Here is an 18,119-nt window from a genome sequence, read left to right on the forward strand (position 1 = left end):
GGCGGTCCTCTTCGCATGAGCCAATATTCTACCGATTCAGCGCATCTACAAAGGCGTCTAACCGTTTTTTGGTGCGGTCCCGGAGTGTCGAGGGCGCGACGCCACGAAAATGCGCATACTTCAGATATGTGACAGGTTTGCCCAGAACCACCGGCTCTCCGATGTACGCAAATAAATCATCACGCTCCTCTGATGGCAATTTCAAAATGCGATCTATTTGCTCATTCCGAATCGCGTTTGCCAGTGGAGTCTCGCTGGCGCTAACCAATGTCATGGTGCCGTCAAAAATCCTCGTCGTGCCGTGCATCAAAATTCTCCGGGTTCAGTGGTCGATTTTTTTTTGATTCGTCGAAAGCGCGCTTCGCCATTTTCGACACCGCGTGACGCACGACGGTGCCAATGTAGGCGTCTGGATTAACAATTCGTGCCAGCGCCGTGGTAGGGCGATCGAACAGCTCGCAAAAAATTTGGTTGGCCGCATCGTCCGGGTCGTGCCGCGCTGCGCGTAGCCAGCGCTGCGGGCCTGGGCGGTTAATTTGATCCTGAATGGTTTCGTAAATCTTGATTTGGTCGAGCATCATTTTGAACCTCCATAGTTGATTTGCCCTGTACCCGATTTAGTGCGGCTCCGGCGATCGAATGACGGGATTAATAATAGAAGATACCTGCCCTATTCAATTAAATTCGCTTGAATTTTTCGATAGACACTGTTAGTTTGTTTCCCGATGGAGATTGCCCAGCATTGTATCTCCACCTCAGTGGAGGTGAACCGAGGGCGGGTCTGTTCTATTCAGAGGTGCAACCTCGATCCCCACTCCTGTGGGGGAGCATAACGCTCGTCGACAGGTTCCATCATTGTGCTGTTGCTCGGGCGACTGCGCCAGGCAGCAGCATAATGGTGGTGCACTTTGCTCTTGCATCGGCGAATGCCCAGCCGCTCGAACCGCCCATTCGCTCGCAGCACCGGGATCCAGGCTTCATCCAGCAGGTTGAACACGCCCGCGGGATTCGACGGGTCTTCGTGTCGTGTTGCGTCCGGCTCGTCGTGGCGGTTGATCATCGGTGGCCCTCCGTCCCGGATCTTGACGGCGCCCCGCTGCGATTTCAAGCTGTGAAATGGCCGCAGTGACAGAAACTGTCACTCTCGAGACATCGCCGCGCCTCAGCCCCCGATCGTCGCGGACGAAGTCGGCCCCCACGGGCCGGGACGCCCGCGCGTCGACAGCCACCGCGCCGCGTACCATGCCGTCTGGCCGGCACTCGAACCCGAAAAAATCACCGGCGACGGCGTCCGCGTCGCCAGGCGGATGAACGCATAGTCGCCGGGATCCGCCGGGGGACCGTCGCCCGCCGGCCTCACCGCCCCGCGCAGCTCCAGACCGGCAATCCCGCGCGGACGCGCCCGCCGCTGCGGCGTCGCCGAATCGACAAAATGAATGACATGCTCCAGCCGCTCCCCCGCGTCAATCCGCAGCAGCGGGAAGGTCTGCGGATCGCCGGATGGCGCCGCATAGGCGTCGGGCAGTGTCAGACCCAGGGCCGCACGGGCCGACGCATCCACCTCCGGCCGGACCCGAAGCTGACCGGCAATCTCCCGGATCGTGCCGACCAGCGCGCGGCGGCTGTCCGCCTTCGCGGCGGCCGCGCTCTCAAACGCCGCCCGCGCGGCGACGAGGGCATCATACGCCTTGATCCATTCACGCTGCCCCTCGCCGAGGGCGTCGATCTGCTCGCTGGTCAGACCCAGGGCGCGATGGTGGTCCAGGGCATAGGTGACAAAATTGATCTGCCAGCGGTTGAAAAGGCCGTCGGCGTCGGGAATGAAATCGTGTGGCATCGCGGCGGCACCCACCTTTCGATGGGATGTGTCGGCCCGATCGGACCGCGACTTGCGGCCGGGCGGCGCAGAAACAGCCGGACGGGCTGAAAAACGGGCGGCGCGGCCGCGATGGGCTGCCGCGCGATGGGCACGCGGGATTTTATCGGTGAAGGCCCGGGCCCGGAGCGATCCGGCCTTTCCGGAACCGCGCGCCGGAATGCCGGAACCGCGCGCCGGAATGCCGGAACCCCGCGCCGGACCGGCGGCACCCCGCGACGGACCGGCGGCACCCCGCGACGGACCGGCGGCACCCCGCGCCGGAATGCCGGAACCCCGCGCCGGAACCCAGCCATCGCGCCCGGGAACGCCGCCGATTCACCACACCCGAACCGCCCCGGCTCACGCCTTCATCATCTTGCGCAGCACCGTCTGAAGAATGCCGCCGTTGCGGTAGTACTCGATCTCCACCGGCGTATCGATTCGCACGACGGCCTCGAAGGAAATGTCCGGCTTCGACTGCTTCGGGCATTTCGCGATCACCGTCAGCTTCCGCCGCGGCCGCAGCGAATCATCAAGACCCTGGATCGAGAAGACCTCCTCGCCCGACAAGCCCAGCGACTCACGCGACTGACCCTCCAGGTACTGCAGCGGCAGCACACCCATGAAGACCAGGTTGCTGCGGTGGATGCGCTCGTAGCTCGTCGCGATCACCGCCCGGATGCCCAGCAGGAACGGGCCCTTGGCCGCCCAGTCCCGCGACGAACCGGTGCCATACTCCGCGCCGGCCAGAACGACCAGCGGCGTGCCGGCCGCCTTGTACTTCAGCGAGGCGTCGTAAATGCTCATCACCTCGCCGGAAGGCAGGTGCCGCGTTACGCCGCCCTCGGTGCCGGGCGCCAGCAGGTTGCGCAGCCGCACATTGGCGAACGTGCCGCGTGTCATGACTCTGTCATTGCCGCGGCGAGCGCCATAGCTGTTGAAGTCCTTCGGCTGCACGCCGTGTTCCATGAGGAATTTCGCGGCCGGGCTTTCCTTCGCAATGTTGCCCGCCGGGGAGATGTGGTCGGTCGTCACGCTGTCGCCCACCATGACGAGCACGCGGGCATTCGCGATCGGCTGAATCGGCGCGGGCTCCCGGCTCAGATCGACGAAGAACGGCGGCTCCTGAATGTAGGTGCTGCCGGGATTCCAGTCATACACCGCGCCCTCGGCGACCGCGATGCGATTCCACTTGTCGTTGCCGTCGAAGACGTTGCTGTACCGATGCTTGAACATCTCGGCCGTCACGCACCGCGAAACCGTCTCGGTCACCTCGGCGTTGGTCGGCCAGATATCGCGGAGATAGACCGGCTTGCCGGCCTTGTCGGTTCCGAGTGGATCGGTCGTCAGGTTGATGTCGGTCGTCCCCGCGATGGCGTAGGCCACGACCAGCGGCGGAGACGCCAGGAAGTTCGCCTTCACCTGCGGGCTGACGCGCCCTTCAAAATTGCGGTTGCCGCTCAGCACACTCGACGCGACGAGATTGTTCTTCGTCACCACCTCGGCCACCGCCTCCGGCAACGGTCCGCTGTTGCCGATGCAGGTCGTGCAGCCGTAGCCGACCGTGTAGAACCCGAGCTTGTCCAGATAGGGCGAGAGCCCGGCCTTGTCCAGATAATCGGTCACGACGCGCGAGCCCGGCGCCAGGCTCGTCTTGACGTAGGGCTTGACCGTCAGACCCTTCTCGACAGCCTTCCGGGCGAGCAGGCCGGCCGCAAGCATGACGCTGGGATTGCTGGTGTTCGTGCAACTGGTGATCGCGGCGATGACAACCGCGCCGTGGCCGATCTCGCATGAATGTCCGTTGTCCCTGAAGGTCACGCGACGCGCGGCATCCTCCGCGGCCAGTTCGTAGCCCCGGTTTTTGATCGGGGCGGTGAGCGACTTGCGAAATTCGGACTTCAGCTCGGACAGGCGCACGCGGTCCTGCGGGCGCTTCGGACCCGCGAGGCTCGGCTCGATGGTGGAGAGCTCGAGGTGGAGCGTGTCAGTGAAGATCGGATCCGGACGGCCGTTCACCCGGAAGAGATCCTGCTCCTTGCAGTATCGCTCGACCAGATCGACCTCCGCCTCCGAGCGGCCGGTGCGGCGCAGGTAGGACAGTGTTTCGTCGTCGATCGGGAAAAAGCCCATCGTCGCGCCATATTCGGGCGCCATGTTGGCAATCGTCGCCCGGTCGGCGAGGCCCAGATCCGCAAGGCCGTCTCCGAAAAATTCGACGAACTTGTTGACGACGCCCTTGCGGCGAAGCATGTCCGTCACCGTGAGGACCAGGTCCGTCGCCGTGGCGCCTTCGGGCAATCGGCCGGAGAGCTTGAAGCCGATGACTTCCGGAGCGAGCATGTAGATCGGCTGGCCCAGCATGCACGCCTCGGCCTCGATGCCGCCGACGCCCCATCCGAGCACGCCGAGGCCGTTGATCATGGTCGTGTGGCTGTCGGTGCCGACCAGCGTATCAGGCAGCGCGTAGAGCGTGCCGTCGACCTGTCGCGTCATGACGGCCTTTGCGAGATACTCGAGATTCACCTGGTGGACAATGCCGGTCGCGGGCGGAACAACACGGAAGCCGTTGAACGCGCGCTGCCCCCAGCGAAGGAATTCGTACCGTTCGCGGTTCCGCGCGAACTCGATGTCTTCATTCAGCGCCAGTGACTGCGAACTGCCGAAGACATCCACCTGCACCGAATGGTCGATGACGAGGTCAACCGGCACGAGCGGATTGATGCGATTCGGATCGCCGCCCAGCCGCATCATGGCCGAGCGCATGGCCGCGAGATCCACGACGGCCGGAACGCCGGTGAAATCCTGAAGCACGACGCGGGCCGGGGTGAAGGGCACTTCATCCTCGGCCGGTCTGGCGGCGTTCCAGTTCGCCAGCTTCCGGACATCGTCCGGGTGGACGATGCCGTCTCCCGAATGCCGAAGGGCATTCTCAATCAGAATCTTGATGGAAAAAGGAAGCCGGGAGATGTCGCCGACACCGGCGTCGGCCAACCTTGCAAGATGGAAAAAGGCGACTTCCCCCATGAGGGTGCGGAGGGTCTTTTTCGCCGAGTACGGATCGGGATATGCTTTGGCGGTCATGGAAGTCCTTCGTGAATGCGTGGCATGAAGATCGTTTCAAGAAGATGTAACTTGTTCGGTGGGAATTATATCCAAGAGGCGAAAATTGGGCAGGGCGCGCCCGGCGGTCGCACGGTATCATGCCGTCAGCGCGGGCCGGTTCGCCGGGCAGGCCGTCCCGCCGCATCAGAAGGTCAGTTCGGATTCCCGGAGGTCACGCTTCCAGACGGTCGCGGCATGGGACAGGCCGCGTGGGCAGGCTTCTCACCTACGAAAGGGCATCAGATGAATCGAATGCGAATCGGATTTTTGGCGCTGCTGGCTGGCGTCGTGGTTGGGGGAGTGGTTCAGGCTGGCGAAATCGGCGACCAGGCTGCACCGCTCAATATCAAGACCTGGGTCAAAGGCAAGCCGGTGGATCTGGCCGACGGCAAGGGAAAGAAAATCTACGTGGTCGAGTTCTGGGCCACGTGGTGCCCGCCGTGCCGGACGAGCATTCCCCACCTGACCGAGATGCAGACGAAATTCAAGGACAAGGGTGTCGTTTTCATCGGGGTCAGCGATGAGCCTGCGGAAAAGGTCAGGCCGTTCGTCGAGAACATGGGAGACAAGATGGCGTATGTCGTCGCTTGTGACGACGGCAGGAAAACCACCGACGCGTACATGAAGGCGTTCGGACAGCAAGGCATCCCGACGGCCTTCATCGTCGACAAGTCGGGGCAGATCGTCTGGGTCGGTCACCCCATGTTTGGCTTGGATGAAACGATCCAGAAAGTCATTGATGGGAACTGGGATGTTGCCGAATTCAAGAAGCAGCAAGACGAGGAAATGGCCGCGCAGCGAAAAATGATGGCGGTGGCGATGAAGCTCGAAGAGTATTTCGAGCTGGCGAAGATGCCGAAGAAATCCAAGAAGATGAAGAAACTGGCGACTTCGATCCTGAAGGACGGCGGCAAGAATCCCATGCTAATGAATGAGTTCTCCTGGACCATCCTGACGGATGAAAATGTGAAGCATCGGGACATTGCGACTGCCGTGAAAGCCGCAAAGCTTGCGTATGACGCAACCAATGGAAGCGAGCCGGCAGTCATCGACACCTACGCCCGCGCGTTGTTCATGGATGGAAAAGTCGAAGAGGCGATCGCCGAACAGAAGCGCGCCATCGAGCTTTGCAAGGATGCCCGGATGCTGGAAGGATTGAAGAAGGCGCTTAAAGAGTACGAAGATCAGGCCGCCAAGAAGGCATGACGACCGGTTATCCGAGATCGCATCCCCGATAACTGTATCCAATCTTCCGACGGCCCTGTGTTGCACTTGCTCGCAGGGCCGTTCTTTTTTTTGACGCGAACTTCGAGGCGGCTCGGTTTCATCCCGATCGATTATTTTTCATACTCGACGCCACATTCCGGACATCGGCCGCAAGTGATTCCTTTGAGGTTGTAGCCGCAGGTCACACATGTTCGAAGCCCGATCGCAACAAGTTGCCGCCGCAGGCATCTTCTCGTCTCTTCTTTCAGAAGCGCCACCCGCGCAATCTCCATCCAGCCCATGACCCAGGCTGTGATAATTGCGAGGACAGCGACGACGGACGGAGTCATGGGCGTGATATGCCGCGCGACCGACGGCGCCCACCAGATCGCTGAAAAAATCCCGCCCGACAACATCAGGACCGCCGCGCCGGTCAGAATCACCTGCACCAGAATGCCGGTCCGCCCGGGTGAATGAAGAGCGATGAAACGCGATGTCGCTGACGGGAATCTCGACAGTTCCGGAAGCAGGCGTCCGACAATTCGGTTACGAATGTGAAACGGATCGATGATCCATCTGACGGCGGCCATCGCATAGACCACGGTTGGCACGGAAATGAATAGCAGCGTGTCAAAAACGCGCTCGATCGGCGTCCGGTCTGACATGGCGGGAATCTTAACCGTTCGTAATGATTCGCCCATAGCGATTGTTAAGTGGCATTCGGACCGCCTTCCCGCCGTTCTGCGATATATCCGGCGTTGATTTGATGGACACGGTCGGTTTTGAGGAGTGCGTCGATCAGGATGCGCATCGTATGATAGGCCGTCATGTTCACGATGTGCCCGCTGGCGTCAGCCGGTCCAAACGCAAACCACCGTTCGACCTCGTGCGACCGGCCGTGAACAAAGAGGCAGACGATCCCGTCTTCGAACCGCATACCTTCCCAGCCTGATTCACGCGCGAGCAGGTAGGTGTTGCCTTGGATTCGCCCGAACACCTGCGGTGTACACCGGTTCGCGAGATCGATGAAAAAACCGTCGCGATGATCGAAGCGTCGCCATGCCTCATGGCTTCCAAAGAAATTCGGTTTCTTGATGAACGGGCCGTCGTATTCCGGGCAGAACGTGTCGCAGTTTCCGCAGTCATTGCAGAAATCCGCGAAGTTCGCAATCTGCGCCGCCTTCTCGACCACGATGCGTTTGGAATCGCCGGACCTCAGCTCGTTGCCCACGATTCGATAGTCAGTGAACTCAACAACGACCGCATCCGTCGAATAGACAAAGTTCGCGGCATTGGGACACACGGGAATGCACTTGTCGCACGTCACGCAGTCGAAGGTTGTCAGATGCGTGCCGATGCGTTTCGGTGTCTTCCGGTTGGCATCCGCTCGGTAGCGAGCATCGGCGCGCGCTGCCGCCGCCGCCGCGGACAGGTTGGCTGCGGCGGCGGCCGCGCCGTGCAAGTGCTCAGTGCCGGAGGTCGACGCATTTGCCGACGAATCAATGAACTCCTCGATGCACGACGCGTTCAGACGTCTCATTGCCGCGGAAAGCTCCGACAGGTAGGGCGGCAATCGCCCGTAGCCTCCCGGCCGCAGCAAATCGGTGCAGGTTGTGATCGGTCGAAAACCCGCGGCGACCAGCGAAGTGAAATTCTGCCGGTCCACGCCGGCGCTGAAGGTCAGCGGAAATTCCGGACCGACAGCCTTTCGGAATTCGTCAGCAAGTGTCAACGTGATGACATGTAGCGGCTGGCCGGACAGATACTGCGTCTTGTTGTCGGACGAAAAAAAAGTCCGATGATTCTCCACTTCGAGCGTATTGGAAAACTTCGCGCCGAGCCGCCGGCCGCGCATGGCCGCGAGCCGTGTCAGTCGCTCGCAGATCCGAAGCGATTCGTCGAATTGCAGACCGTTAACGTAGGCGTGATCGGGTACCCGTATTTCCTCATAGCCCATGACATCGTGTAGAAGATGCTCCAACCGGTCTTTCCCGAGCATCGGCGGATTCATCTTGATCACCACATCACAGTCCATTTCGGCGATAAGATATTCGCAGATCCGCTCGATCTCATCCGCCGGGCAACCATGAAACGTGGACAGCGTGATGCTCGTCGCGATCTTTGCGGGAAAGTGCATGTCACGCAGCGCCGAATACTCCCTCGGGATCTCGCGTCGAAGTTGCTCGATCCACGCCGAAGCATCTCGCATTGACTGAATGAACGATGTAACCGGGGAGGATCGAATGCCCGCCAGATCGTAGCCGACGCTCAGGTCGAATATGGTTTCCGTCGCGTGCGAGGCAATCGGCGAATTCGAAAGGAGGCCGCCGCGAGCGAGCATCTGAATCAGCATCCAGCCGGCGACATACTCCCGGAGGGCTTCCTGAATTCTCAATTCCTGCGACCATTCGATGTTGTAGCCGATGTTGGTCGCATCGATGCACGGTCGGCCGATCTTCAACCGATCATTGATTTGCACCGTCTTCAGTTCGAGGATACGCGAGCCGGCAAGCCAGCTAAGCACCAGGTTCTGTGCCATTTGCGTGTGCGGACCGGCGGCCGGGCCGACAGGTGTGCCTGCCGGGTTCTCATGGAATCGCACCGACAGGTTCGGTCCGTCTGGATCGGGCGTCCACCATTTGCGTCGGGGCAGAAGGAATACCGCATCGTCACTTCGCAGTTCCAGCACCACTCGGTGGACAAGTTCCGAAAATGGCGCGGGCACAAGTTCGGCCATGTTGTGGCGCCTCCGCGCAGAATGAAACGCCATGCGCACCGTGGCGCATTCGGCGCTGGTCGCAGATCAGGTCGACTCGGACGAGTCCTCGATCAATCTCTCAGTATGAGACGATCATTCTGACCAGTTCGTCCGATCAGGCCGCGCAGCCGAAGATCGCATCGAAGGCAGCGCTCACATCCGGAATGGTCGCACCGAAAAATCCGTAGATGTTGTTGGCCAGAAACTGCGGCAGAAGGAAAAACAGGTCGATCAGCGTGCAGAGAAAGCTCATTAAAATTCTCCTTGGTCATGTACTGGGCCGCGAAACCGCTAAAGGTTGCAGCCGAAAATGGAACCAATCCCGTATGTCAGGTCGGGCGAATTCAGCCCGATGAGATCGTAAACGAAGTCGATCACCGCCTGCGGCAGCCCGAAGAAAAGACTCACAAGCGTGCAGAAGATTGTCATGCTCAAGCTCCCCGGAGGTCGAATCCAAGGCACGCGGTCAATGACTGAATCGGCGGATTGACGTCGTCAATCTGAGATCGCGCACGGTTCTTGCTAAATCCCCGCAGGTCGTGCCGGCATACGGCACGGACTCTCAGATGCGATCAGAATCCGCAGGTGAAGATATCGCCGATCAATCGCAGGAAGTTCGGGCTTGCGATATTGAACAGGTCGAAAATCCACCCGGTAAAGAAGTCGAAGACGCGCTGAGGCGTCGACAGGAAGAGATTTAACAGGAAACAGATGCCGCCTTCTGCATTGTTCATCGTGATGGTCTCCGTGATTACAGTCGTCGGTTTGACCGGCGATTATAACCGGCCAGGTCGCCGATTGTGAATCGCATATCCTCCTCGGGTCTTCGATGCACCCCCGATTCCCCGACCCGCTACGATCGTCGAGCCCCGGCCCGATTTACTTGAGCGGGCCGACAACCGCTTCCACCGCGGAAAGGGCGTCCTGCCTGCGAAGGATCGCCAGCGATTCGGCGATGTCACTGCGGAATTCGCGGTCCTCCTCCGCGTGCGAAATTGTCTTGCGAATGGTCTCGAGCGCGATTCGCGGTCCGATGCCCGGCTGAGTCGGCAATCGAAAATCCAGCGCCTGGGCGGAGCAGAGCATCTCAATCGCGAGGACCGTTTCCGCATTTTCCAGAACCTGCCGACACTTCAGCGCGCTCGTCGCGCCCATGCTGACATGATCTTCCTGCCCAAGGCTGCTCGGAATCGAGTCAATGCTCGCCGGCGTGCAGAGCACCTTGCATTCGTTGACCAGCGCGGCCGCCGTGTACTGCGGGATCATGAAGCCGCTGTTAAGTCCCGTATCCTTCATCAGAAGCGGCGGTAGGCCATCCGGCCCATGAAGCAGCATGTAAGTCCGCCGTTCCGAAATGTTTGCCCACTCAGAAAGCGCCATCGCAAGATGATCGAGCGCCAACGCCAGTGGCTCGCCGTGAAACAGCCCGCCGCTGATGAACTCCTCATCAACCAGCACCGGGTTGTCCGTGACGCTGTTGAGCTCAATCTCAACCGTCGCGGCCGCCTGTCGAACCACATCCCGGCAGGCGCCGTGAACGGGCGGGATGCACCGAAGACTATAAGGGTCCTGCACCTTGTCGCAGTTCGCGTGCGATTTGAGTATCTCGCTGTCAGCCATCAGGCGTCGAACATTTTCCGCCGTCTCAAGAATGCCGGGGTGTGGGCGCAAACTGACGAGCTCCGCTCGAAACGGCGCCAGGCTGCCCTGATAGGCTTCCAGCGAAAGCGTCGCGATGAGGTCCGCATGTCTGGCCAGGCGACGCGCGCGAACGATCACCTCTGCCGCGTACGCCAGCATAAACTGTGTGCCGTTGATCAGCGCGAGTCCGTCCTTGGGTCCGAGTGAAGCCGGGGCGATGCGGTTGCGTTGCATGGCCGCCTGGGCTGATACGACCTCGCCGTGTTCGATCACCTCGCCTCGGTTGATGAGCGGCAGGACAAGGTGCGCAAGCGGCGCCAGATCGCCGCTTGCACCGAGAGAGCCGCGTGTCGGAACAACGGGCAGTAAGTCATGGTTCAATAGGTCGACCAGGCATCGCACGCAATCCGGGCTGATCGCGCTGGCTCCGGCGAGCAGCGCGTTCGCCTTCAGAAGCAGCATCCACCGAACGATCTCCGGCGGCGCCGGCGGACCGACACCGACCGCGTGCGAAACGATCAGGTTTTGCTGCAGGCGTGCGAGATCGTCCGAACTGATGCGGACATTGCATAACTTTCCGAACCCCGTATTGATTCCGTAGATGGATCGTCCCGTGGAGATCAACCGTTCGGCAATCTCCCGCGCGGAGTTCAGGCGTCCCATGGCCGCGTTCGAAATTGTGACGACCAGGGGCCTGCCCAGGCACGCATCGAGGTCATCGAGTGAGATCGGAGCGTCACCGATCGTGAGCGGCCGGGGCGACGGTGCTGCGACATCGGACCTGGGAATCATGGTTGGCCAGTATAGCATCGGGCGTGCGGCCGGGCACGGTCGAATGCTTGCGCCGGCGCTTGGCGGAACCACGGTTTCGGAGACGGTGATGAGTGGATCCCATGTCGCAAGCCGCGTTTCCGGGGAGCATACGGAGGGAATATCGCTCGCTTCCGTCGGCGGTCGCCTCGGCTTGACAGGCGTCCGACGCCGGACGTATAAGGCGCGTTGGGGAGCCGCTCCGAGGCGGCTTCCGCGACGTCCGACAAGGGTGATGTTTTCTGTCGCGCCTATGCGCGGCGTGGATTCAGATAGATAGCTTGGACCGCATTCGAGGAGTGATGCGATGATCAACGATGCGCTGATGTTGGCCCAGGGCATGTTCGTGATGGAGTGGTATAGCTGGGTTGGTCTCGTTGGGATTATTGTTGTCCTGGTGGGCTACAAGATTTACAAGAACAAGACCATGTCCTGAGCGACGATCCCGTCTTTTTCACCATTCGATCGTAGCCCGATCTCGCTTTTAGGTCGGGGCCGTGGAGGCTTTGATTCCGTCGGATCGCTTCGATCGGCGGGCTACTCCGTTTCATTTCGACATGTCCCGATTGCTCGGCGGATTCCTCGCCGGTTGAACCGCGTCGATCAGGCTGGCTACTTCGTCTCATCATGGGCAAACCGCGCGAGTGGGCATCCGTCACACCGCGCCGTGGGGCCGCAATGCCGTTTTCCCACGGCAACGATTAGCGCGTGATATTCATTGAAAAGCTTCACATCCGGGCGAACGTTCTTTTCAAAGAGTGCCTGGAGCGCAGCGTAGTCGTGCGATTCGCCGATGAGCCCATGACGCCGTGCGATTCGGCCTGTATATGCGTCAACCACGAATGAAGGCCGGTCAAGCGCATAAAGCAGAATCGAGTCCGCTGTTTCCGGCCCGATCCCGTTGATCTCGAGCAGAGCCGCACGAAGCTCGGCCGATGGAACGTCGCGAAGGCCTTCAAGCCGCCCACCGTAACGCAGCCAGAGCCACTCCACGAAATTCTTCAGCCGTCGCGCCTTGAGGTTGTGATACCCCGCCGACCGGATGATCGGAGCCAGTTCGTCCGTCGGAATATCGTGCAACCGGCGCCAGTCGATCAGCCCGGCGGAGCGCATCGCGACAATCGCCTTCTCGACGTTCTTCCAGCTTGTGTTCTGCGTGAGGATCGCGCCGATTACGATCTCATTGGGAGACTCCCCGGGCCACCAGTGCTGCGGTCCGTACGCCTCATACAGCGCGTCGAATATTCGTTCGACGGTGGTCCGAACATTCCTCCTCGAGCGGGTGTTGTCATGCCTCGATGATTGAAGGTTGCGTCGCGCCATTGAATGGCACAGAATTCTACCGTCGGCTGTCCGGGAGCACACGGAAGTGCGATGCGAACGTGGGCGAAATTGAGAATCCGGACCTGCCCGGGATATTCGCTTCGCCGAATCCCGCCCCGTCCGGAATCTGAAATGCAGGTCCACCGTGTTTCGGCCGAACTGCGTGGGCATGCCTGACGCAGTGAACTTCCTCGGCAAACACCCATGCCGACTCTTGATGGAGCAAGATGCGAAAGCGAGTGACGAAGCGCACACCCCCGAAGACTCAGGCACGCCGAACCCGGCGTACGCGCTCCGAGCTATCCAGTGCTTATCTGGATGTCACGCATCGGCCGCTTCAGTGTCTTGTCTTTCTCCTGCCATTGGTAATCGCCTACGAAGTGGGAATGGCGCTGTTCTACGCCGACCGCCCGGTCAACATGCGTCCGTCGCTCGCCGCCGAGGAACTGATCCTCTGGTTTTTCAGTCTGTTCGGTGGCACCGGCGCATACCTTCCCGGTGCGGTGCTGGTTGTTGTTCTGCTGGCATGGCATGTCGCCACGCGAAATCCCTGGAAGGTCACGTTGCAGCCGCTTGCCGGAATGGCGGGTGAAAGCGTCTTGCTCGCGATGCCGCTCCTGCTCTTTAACAATCAGCTTACCGGAGGGCTTCAGGCCGTCGCGCATACCGTGCCCCCCGACGCGGTTGGAGAGCCGCCGCGCGCCGTCATTGAATTGCTGCTCAGCGTCGGCGCGGGAATTTACGAGGAACTGGTGTTCCGCCTGATCATCATCGGACTGCTGAACCTGCTCTTGATTGACATCTGCGGAATGAAGAAGGTGGCCGGCGTTGCGGTGGCGATCATTGTCTCATCGCTGCTTTTCGCGCTGCATCACTACCCGCCCATCGGCTCGGATTTGACTTATACGGCGGGCGAGTTTGCTTTTCGAACGCTCGCCGGAGCATATCTCGCGGCGATTTTCGCATTTCGCGGATTCGGGTTGGCGGTGGGATGTCACACGATGTACGACGTGTTCGCGTTTCTCGCCAGTGGCTGATTCGCCGGGCGTTCGCCGTCATGCGATCAGGCCTGCCCGACTCAGTTCTTGTCTGCCTGAATCAATGCCTGCCGTTTGGCGGCCTGCAGCTTTGATTTCGCAATGTCGTCCGCGGGAGCAACCAGGTCAGGAATCGCCTTCTCGTACAATCGAATCGCCTCGGCGATGTTGCCCATTTTCAGTTCCTGGTCGGCGTTGGCCACGAGTGCCGCCGCATCGAAGGCCTTGGAAAGCGCGATCAGCTTCGCGCGGGCCTGTTTGTTCGGATATTTCCAGAGGGCATTGTCCAGCTTCTTCTTTGCCTCAAGCAAATCGCCGGACTTGATCGCGTCGCGAGCTTCGTTATACAGTCGCATCGACGACGCCATTTTCAGCTTGGCCTCAACCTGTTCAGACGGATCGATCGCATTCGCCGACTGGTATGCCGACTCCGCTGCGGAATAGTCTCGCTCCTGCATCGCCTTATCGCCGCGAACCATCCAGCTATATCGAGTTCGACCGTCTGCAATGTCCTTCGCAAGCTGACGAGTCGCGTCGGTCTGCCGAATGAGGATTGCTTCACGGCAGGCAAGTTGCGCCGCATCGAAGTCGTTCTCCGCGAGCGCTTTTCGGGCTCGCTGGAGCGCTTCGCCGTAATCGCGATCTTCCCGCTCTCGCTGGACTGCTTCGCGAAGCGAAGCGGGATCCAGCCCCGCGACGCTGGCGCTGGCTTCGTATGCCGGCAGCCGGTCCTCCGCTTCTTCGAAATCGCCGGACTCCGCCGCCTTGATTCCCTCGGACGCCAGGCGAATCGCGCGGCGCTTGGCTTTCAGCTTATTGCTCAACGACGCGAACGCCGGCAGATCGCTCCCGCGCAGACGTGCTTCGTCCAGCATTCGCTCAACCCGATCGAGTTGGTCATTGCGAAATGCCACTTCGCCCTCGACCAGCAGTTGCATGGTCTCAGCCTGATCCTTTGCGGATGCCAGTTCCGGGTCACTCGACGCCGCGACGATTACCTCCAGAAATTCCGCGCCGGCCTGTTCATACTGCTCTTGATGGTACAAGCGAAGGCCATCTTCGATCCTCGATTGCAGACTGCTCAGGGCCGGGCGGTGGGCCAGTTCGTTCCACCACGCTCTGCTGCCCATATACCCCGCGATCAGCAGCATGATCGTCGCGGCGACCGGAATCAGAATCGGACGTTTCCGCTTCGGCGGATCTTCGGTCGGCGCCGGAATCGGAATCTGCTGCGGCTCCGAAACACGGCGTTTGACCGGCCCGGTCTTGTGCGAGCGGATCGATGCACGCTCGGTCGCGATGGGCGTGGAGCGTGTCGCCGGCGCGGCACTTGCTGAAGTCGAAGCTCCGACGGCTGGGCGTTGCGTCAACTTCTCGGTTCGGTCGATCACTACGCCGCGGCGGCTTTGCGCGGTCGATTCGGTCGAAGTGCGGTTCGCCGCGGCGGCCGGCGCGGACTTGGCGTGACGAATGACCGGCGCGACCTGCTTGGCTGCGGGTTCCGGAGCCGATTCGAGACTAATGCGATGGGTTGTCGTCGTGGCCTGCGTCGGCAGAAGATGGAGCAACGAGGGCGGGCCGCCGGTTTTTGCCTGATTGGCTGTGCCGGGCAATTCCGATCGCGACTCGACAACATGCGACAACGCGGTCCGGCCCACCGTCGGTGACGCGTTCGCGCGAGGCGCGTTGAACTTCCGGATGATGTCCTGAAGCACCTCCTCGGCCGTCGCATATCGTTCGTCGATGTCCTTCGCCGTCATCTTCGCGAGTATCACGGCAAGTGCCGGCGGCACGGCCCGATTCAGAGCGCTGGCCTTCGGAAGTGCCGCACTCATGTCACAGTGCCATTGTCTCCAGCGTTCGGCTGCGCCCAGCGGATCGCGAGTGATGTGCGCGAAGTGTGCGTGCAGTGCCCGGCGGCCGACGCAAACCTCGTACACCGATACGCCAAGGCCGTAGATGTCCACGCGGTCATCGTGGGGCATCCCCATTTGCAGTTCGGGCGCGGCATACTTGAATTGAATGACCGGAGGCGGAGTGTGATCGCCTTCATGCACGGCACACGAAAAATTCGCGATCCGAACCTGCCCGTTCGGAGACATCAGCAGGTTGGAAGGCACAATATCCCGGTGCACGATTTTTCGCGAATGAAGCGAACGCAGTCCGAGACAGCCGTACTTGAGCAGCCGCAGCGCATCGGCCGGGCCGACCTTTCGTTTGGAGATGAGGGACTCGAGCCAGTCGCCGCTGACGAACTCCTCAACGATGAACAAACCCTGATCGTCCGCGATCAGTTCATGGATGCCGACGACGTTTCGGGCATCCTTCGGCACGCGCGCCAGAAGCTGCGCTTCGCGCTTGAAGTCGCCGCACGCCAGCGGATCATCGAGGAGTCCGGGATTGAGCTGTTTGATCACGACAAGGCGGTCGAGCATCGCGTCGCGCGCGTTGTAGATGATCGCGTGATGGCTGTTGCGGATTCGATCGAGAATTCTGTACTTGCCCAGCCCGCTGCCGAAAGGAATACCTCGAGCAACCAGCGCGCGCTCCGCGCCCTGCGGTGTGGTGGAAGACAGGGGCGCGGGAGGTTTCGGGAACTCCGACGAATCGGGTGGAGGATTATCGTTCCAGATATCTGCCATGACTAACGTAACCGGGCTTCGCCAGACGCCCAGCCCCCATCATTCCCAGTATCAGATGCGCTCCCCGGCCGTGGCACGTCGATGACGCTCGGTTCGGTCCGGGCTGGTATGCCTAACTCAAGTGCGTTTCGCGACCGATGTTTCGCTGGTGTCGTGGACGGTGATGAGCACTCAAGCACGCGGATTATTCGACGGATTTAACCATCGACTGGCGCGAGAAGCCCATCGATCATCCGATTATTCTAGGCAAACCAACTTTCATAAGTCCAGAGTGAGTCGAACTTTCGAACGCCAGTCCCGGCCAGCGCCGATACCTCGGCATCCCCGGGCGGATCATCAAGCAATCGGCGACTGCGATCGATCGGAAGCGCTGAGCAATAAATAGGAGTATGAACATTCAATCACTTGTTTTTTTTCGGATGCGTTGAGGAATGAACCCATAACACCTACCATACACCGCTATGATTCTCCTTCCATCGAGTATTCACCCCAATTCCCTTTTTAGATTCAGACGGCCGGCGAAGGCTTACTGGCTACTTGCTGTCACTTTGGCCGCGTTGGCCTTCAATGGAGAGCCGGTTTTCGGCCAATTTGGACCGACCCGGGTAGAGGTCGCGGCCGTGAAAGAGGAAAAGATTGCGCCGACGACCCGGCTGGTCGGCACGGTCGTTCCTCAACGCCGTGCCACCGTGGCTGCCGAGGTTTCGGGCTGGGCCATTGAGTTTCCGGTCAGCCGCGGCGACTACGTCCGAAAAGGTGATGTGATCTGCCGTCTTCGCGATGCACAGCATCGATTCGCCTATCTGGAGGCCGAAGCGCGGTACGCGGACGCACAGGCCGTGCTCGCCGTCGCCAGGGCCGAACTGGACAAGGCGAACTTCGAGGAAAATCGAATTCGAAACCTGAGGGACACGGCGGAGAAGGAGCGCGTCGTGGCGAAGGCCGATCTTGACGCGGCCCAGGCGCGCGTGGCCCAGGCCGAAGCGTCGTCGGCGGCAGCGGATGCCGTCCGCCAGCGGCTGTCCGACTCGCTCGCCCGCACCGAAGTCCGAGCGCCGTTCGATGGGTTTGTGGTGACGCGGCGTGCCGAGTTGGGCGAATGGGTTCAGCAGGGCGGCCCGGTCGTGGAGTTGATCGACCTTTCCACGGCTCGGGTGCGGCTGAATGTGCCCGAAGCATATATCGATTTCAACGAAGTCGGCGTCGAGGTGACGGTTTCGATCGATGCGCTAAGCCGGGAATTTGCGAGCCGGGTGTCGCGCGTGGTGCCGGATGCCGACCCGCAGGCGCGGACCTTTTCCGTGGATGTCGACATCCGGAACCCGGATTTTGCGATCAAAGCCGGCATGTTCGCGCGTGGGAACATGCCTTGCGGGCCGATCGCGAACCGGCTCGTCGTCCCCAAGGACGCCATCGTCAGCCGCGGTCCCATGAACTTCATCTTTGTCATTCGTCAATCGGTTGATGGGGCGATTGCCGACATGCGGCCCGTGACCATCATTTCCGAAGTCATCGATCGTGTCGCCGTCGATGTCCCCGGCTTGCAGGCAGGTGACATTGTCGTGACACGTGGCAACGAAATGATGTACGCGCCCGGGCCGGTGGTGATCATGTCCAGAACCGCTTCCCAGCCTGCCCGGAGCGACACACCCGCGACGCAGCCCGTTGTCGATGAGGGCGGTGCAACTCGCGAGTCTGCCGCGGGCGATACCCATTCGAACAGGGCGGGGTAAGACAGA

The 18,119-nt window shown here is 60.8% G+C and carries 16 protein-coding genes; 3 read left to right on the top strand and 13 right to left on the bottom strand.

Annotated elements, in window-relative coordinates:
- Nucleotides 1-28: 28 nt before the first annotated feature.
- The 5 genes from KF841_08520 to acnA form a co-directional block, all read right to left on the bottom strand.
- Nucleotides 29-307 (bottom strand): hypothetical protein, encoded by a 279-nt coding sequence (locus tag KF841_08520; GenBank protein MBX3395399.1) that lies wholly within the window; start codon nucleotides 305-307, stop codon nucleotides 29-31.
- Nucleotides 282-581 carry a hypothetical protein gene (locus KF841_08525; GenBank protein ID MBX3395400.1) on the bottom strand — a complete coding sequence of 100 codons (300 nt, stop codon included), beginning with the start codon at nucleotides 579-581 and terminating at the stop codon, nucleotides 282-284. The genes KF841_08520 and KF841_08525 overlap by 26 nt, the downstream gene beginning before the upstream one ends.
- A 209-nt stretch (nucleotides 582-790) precedes the next feature.
- A complete protein-coding gene (locus KF841_08530; GenBank protein ID MBX3395401.1) occupies nucleotides 791-1,060 on the bottom strand; it encodes a hypothetical protein in 270 nt (89 codons plus the stop codon).
- 102 nt (nucleotides 1,061-1,162) lie between these two features.
- Nucleotides 1,163-1,837 (bottom strand): hypothetical protein, encoded by a 675-nt coding sequence (locus KF841_08535; protein ID MBX3395402.1) that lies wholly within the window; start codon nucleotides 1,835-1,837, stop codon nucleotides 1,163-1,165.
- Nucleotides 1,838-2,218: 381 nt separating this feature from the next.
- Complete coding sequence (acnA, locus tag KF841_08540) at nucleotides 2,219-4,942, bottom strand: aconitate hydratase AcnA (GenBank protein MBX3395403.1); 2,724 nt, start codon at nucleotides 4,940-4,942, stop codon at nucleotides 2,219-2,221.
- Nucleotides 4,943-5,206: 264 nt separating this feature from the next.
- Between acnA and KF841_08545 the strand changes: the two genes are divergently transcribed.
- Nucleotides 5,207-6,169, top strand: coding sequence for a TlpA family protein disulfide reductase (locus tag KF841_08545; GenBank protein ID MBX3395404.1), 963 nt, complete (start codon nucleotides 5,207-5,209; stop codon nucleotides 6,167-6,169).
- Between the two features lie 131 nt (nucleotides 6,170-6,300).
- On the opposite strand, the gene KF841_08550 is transcribed toward KF841_08545, so the two are convergent.
- The 7 genes from KF841_08550 to KF841_08580 form a co-directional block, all read right to left on the bottom strand.
- A complete protein-coding gene (locus KF841_08550; protein MBX3395405.1) occupies nucleotides 6,301-6,834 on the bottom strand; it encodes a hypothetical protein in 534 nt (177 codons plus the stop codon).
- 44 nt (nucleotides 6,835-6,878) lie between these two features.
- Entirely contained in the window at nucleotides 6,879-8,906 is a 2,028-nt protein-coding gene (locus KF841_08555; GenBank protein ID MBX3395406.1) for a glutamate synthase, read from the bottom strand.
- Nucleotides 8,907-9,042: 136 nt separating this feature from the next.
- The gene (locus tag KF841_08560; protein ID MBX3395407.1) at nucleotides 9,043-9,180 is read right to left on the bottom strand and encodes a hypothetical protein; all 138 of its coding nucleotides are present in this window, start codon (nucleotides 9,178-9,180) and stop codon (nucleotides 9,043-9,045) included.
- A 38-nt stretch (nucleotides 9,181-9,218) separates the two neighbouring features.
- Nucleotides 9,219-9,356: a hypothetical protein gene (locus KF841_08565; protein MBX3395408.1), complete on the bottom strand. Its 138-nt coding sequence runs from the start codon at nucleotides 9,354-9,356 to the stop codon at nucleotides 9,219-9,221.
- Between the two features lie 143 nt (nucleotides 9,357-9,499).
- Nucleotides 9,500-9,661: a hypothetical protein gene (locus KF841_08570; GenBank protein ID MBX3395409.1), complete on the bottom strand. Its 162-nt coding sequence runs from the start codon at nucleotides 9,659-9,661 to the stop codon at nucleotides 9,500-9,502.
- Nucleotides 9,662-9,806: 145 nt separating this feature from the next.
- Nucleotides 9,807-11,360 carry a histidine ammonia-lyase gene (hutH, locus tag KF841_08575; protein MBX3395410.1) on the bottom strand — a complete coding sequence of 518 codons (1,554 nt, stop codon included), beginning with the start codon at nucleotides 11,358-11,360 and terminating at the stop codon, nucleotides 9,807-9,809.
- Nucleotides 11,361-11,990: 630 nt separating this feature from the next.
- On the bottom strand, nucleotides 11,991-12,701 hold the full coding sequence (locus KF841_08580; protein ID MBX3395411.1) for an endonuclease III domain-containing protein: 711 nt from the start codon (nucleotides 12,699-12,701) through the stop codon (nucleotides 11,991-11,993).
- Nucleotides 12,702-12,928: 227 nt separating this feature from the next.
- Here KF841_08580 and KF841_08585 point away from each other — a divergent pair, with 227 nt between their 5' ends.
- Nucleotides 12,929-13,738 carry a CPBP family intramembrane metalloprotease gene (locus KF841_08585; GenBank protein ID MBX3395412.1) on the top strand — a complete coding sequence of 270 codons (810 nt, stop codon included), beginning with the start codon at nucleotides 12,929-12,931 and terminating at the stop codon, nucleotides 13,736-13,738.
- A gap of 41 nt (nucleotides 13,739-13,779) precedes the next feature.
- On the opposite strand, the gene KF841_08590 is transcribed toward KF841_08585, so the two are convergent.
- A complete protein-coding gene (locus KF841_08590; protein MBX3395413.1) occupies nucleotides 13,780-16,380 on the bottom strand; it encodes a protein kinase in 2,601 nt (866 codons plus the stop codon).
- A 620-nt stretch (nucleotides 16,381-17,000) separates the two neighbouring features.
- Here KF841_08590 and KF841_08595 point away from each other — a divergent pair.
- Nucleotides 17,001-18,113: an efflux RND transporter periplasmic adaptor subunit gene (locus KF841_08595; protein ID MBX3395414.1), complete on the top strand. Its 1,113-nt coding sequence runs from the start codon at nucleotides 17,001-17,003 to the stop codon at nucleotides 18,111-18,113.
- Nucleotides 18,114-18,119 lie beyond the last annotated feature (6 nt).

The sequence above is a fragment of the Phycisphaerae bacterium genome (genome assembly GCA_019636475.1).
GTDB lineage: Bacteria > Planctomycetota > Phycisphaerae > UBA1845 > UTPLA1 > JADJRI01.